This is a genomic window from Deltaproteobacteria bacterium (assembly GCA_005879795.1).
Classification (GTDB): Bacteria; Desulfobacterota; Binatia; order DP-6; family DP-6; genus DP-6.
The window spans coordinates 1-2,535 of record VBKJ01000274.1 but is presented as its reverse complement, the minus strand read 5'-3'; the positions used below and the strand labels follow the sequence as shown (position 1 = coordinate 2,535).

2 protein-coding genes are annotated in these 2,535 nt (G+C 67.9%); both read right to left on the bottom strand.

The genetic code is table 11. The annotated features are described in order from the left end of the window. Positions 1–510: 510 nt before the first annotated feature. Complete coding sequence (locus tag E6J59_20005) at positions 511–708, bottom strand: hypothetical protein (protein TMB15408.1); 198 nt, start codon at positions 706–708, stop codon at positions 511–513. Positions 709–889: 181 nt separating this feature from the next. After that, entirely contained in the window at positions 890–2,455 is a 1,566-nt protein-coding gene (locus E6J59_20000; GenBank protein TMB15407.1) for a hypothetical protein, read from the bottom strand. Between the last annotated feature and the right edge of the window lie 80 nt (positions 2,456–2,535).

Below are 2,535 nucleotides of genomic sequence, written 5' to 3'. Positions count from 1 at the left end.
TTGAAGAACTCGCACGACGTGTCCCGGTGCTTCGGTCGCTGGGCGCACCGGCGCGCCTGCGTTCGAATATCGTTGCCGGCATCAAGCACCTCCCAGTCGACTTGAGCGCGACCCCGGTGCGTTCGCGCTGAGCCGCAGCGAGAACGCATGCAACTACAGCCAGCAGACCGGGGCTAGAGTCTCGGCCGAGCCGATCGGCGGCTACCGCTGGCTCCCGGGGTCCGAGGACATCGCCACCGCCACTCCAGGGGTCAGCGTTGTGGCATCCGCGAGAATGGCGGGACGAAAGCATGGAAGCGCCTCATGCACTTCCAGCAAACGAACGATCGCAAGAAGAGGAAGCCGACTATTCGCTCCCAGAGGCGCGTCGGCCAGCGCGGGCGCACATCGTCGGACCCGCAGTCCGGACAGCGGACCCGCATGGCAGTCCGCTAACCCCGGAATTCGGCCCGAGCAAGTGGGTGTTCAGGGCGTGCGCGGGCGAGGCCCGGCGCGGAAGCGCCGACCCCGCTACCGCTGAGTCGGCCTCACGCGGTAGTGCTCGAACACGTTGCCCAGCGGGGCGCTCGCGCTGACGCCAAGCTCGGGATGGTGTTCGCGCAGGTGGTCGACCATCGCCGCCACCTCCGCGACGCGGATACGGTCCACCATGAGCCTCATCGCGCAGCGTCTGCAGGCAAGCTCGAACTTGGCGCTGCCGTCGAGCATCCGTTGACGCTACTCGCGCCGGGGGTGAAAAGGTAGGTCGCAACCGCTGCGCTGTGCGCTCCAGCCGTCGCCAGAACGCGCCGCGTCGGTGCGGGTCAGGGCCTCAAAGCAGATACAGCTGCCTCTCCGATGAAGTCTGCCACGACCGTAGTCTGGCGGTTCACTTCGACGGGGCGCGCCATCACTGGCAGACGTTGTTGACGCACGTCTGGCCCTTCTTGCACTTCCCGCAGTTGAGCGTGGCGCCGCAGCCGTTCGAGGTGGTGCCGCAGTTCATGCCGAGCCCCGCGCACGTCACGGGCGTGCAGCCGCCCGTGCAAACGTTGTTGGTGCAGGTCTGTCCGGACGGGCAGGTGCCGCAATCGAGCGTGCCGCCGCAGCCGTCGGAGGCGGTGCCGCAATTGAAGCCGTCGTTGATGCACGTCGTTTGAGGAACACAGCAGACGTTGTTGATGCACGGTTCGCCGCTCGGGCAGCTCCCGCAATTGAGTTTGGCGCCCGTGCACGGGTCGGTGGCCGTGCTGCAGTTGAAGCCGAGCATCGCGCAGCTCGCGGGACACGAAGCGCAGAAGTGATAGAGGTCGCAATACTGGCCGCCCGGGCAGGTACCGCAGTTGAGCGTACCGCCACAGCCGTCGGAGGCCGTGCCGCAGACCCAGCCCTGCTGCGCGCAGGTGTTGGTGGGCGTGCAGCCGCACACGCCGAGGGTGTTGCCGCCGCCGCAGGTGTCGGGCGAGGCGCAGGTGCCGCAATCGATATAGCCGCAGCAGCCGTCGGTCCAGATGCCGCAGTTGTAGCCGAGCGAGGCGCACGTCGCGGGCTTGCAGCTCCCCGACGGGAGCACGGCGTACCAGGAGAGGCCGAGTTGGGCGGCCGGCTCGGTGCTGCTGGGAATGGTGATACCGAGGCCGACGAAGTGTGCAATGGCGGTGTCCGTATTGGTAATGCTGAAGTTCGCCGAGGTCTTGCCCTGCGGGATGGTGACGTTGAAGGGGACCGTCACGCAGTAGAGGGGATCGTCGAGCGTCGTCATGGAGCCGTTCCTCGGGGCGGTGAAGTAGCTCGTCACCGTGCCGGTCGCGCTGCTCGCGCCCAACACCACCGACGGGTGCTCGCTGAGCGGATAGGGCGAGCCGGTGCCGCAGATGTCGCCGAACTGGAAGCCACCATTGGCCGACTGGGGCTCGCAGCCGGAGACCAGGCACTCCTGTTTGAACGTGCAGTGCCCGGCGGTCCCCGGCGTCGGTCCGGCGAAGCACGTAAAGAGGATGCCCTTCTCACCGAAGGTCGCGGGGAAGGACCCGCCGCAGACGTCGCCGTGGCGATCCGCCGTGTCGTTCTGGATATCCGCCGGCGGCGGCTGCGCGCTCACCGAGAGCGTCGCCGATTGCGTGCCGCCGTTGGCGGACGCGGTGATGACCGGCGAGAAGGCGAGTCCGCTGTAATGACGGTACTTGGGATTGGTCCAGACCGTGAACGTCGCGCTCGTCTGGCCGGCGGCGATGGTGATGCTCGGGGGAACCGCGGCGAGCGCGCTGATCGAACTGGAGAGGGCCACCGACGTGCCGCCCGCAGGAGCGGCCGCGCTCCGCGTCACCGTACCCGTCGAGGTGGCGCCGCTGCCGCCAGAGATGCTCGACGGTTTGAGGGTAAGTGATGTCACGATCGGCCCGGGTACCGCCGCGGCGGGAACGAGGTGCCCGAGCACCACGGCCAGTACGACGATCTGGGTAGCAACGTGTGGCATCAAAGCGCTCCTGTCGGCACCGCCAGCGAGCGGTCACCGCCGCCGCCGAGCGGCGCGGGTCTCTCTTTCCCTCTAGTGGT

Bases quoted from the DNA above. Each gene is read 5' to 3' on its own strand.
- E6J59_20005 (TMB15408.1), bottom strand. From the start codon at position 708: ATGCTCGACGGCAGCGCCAAGTTCGAGCTTGCCTGCAGACGCTGCGCG.
- E6J59_20000 (TMB15407.1), bottom strand. From the start codon at position 2,455: ATGCCACACGTTGCTACCCAGATCGTCGTACTGGCCGTGGTGCTCGGG.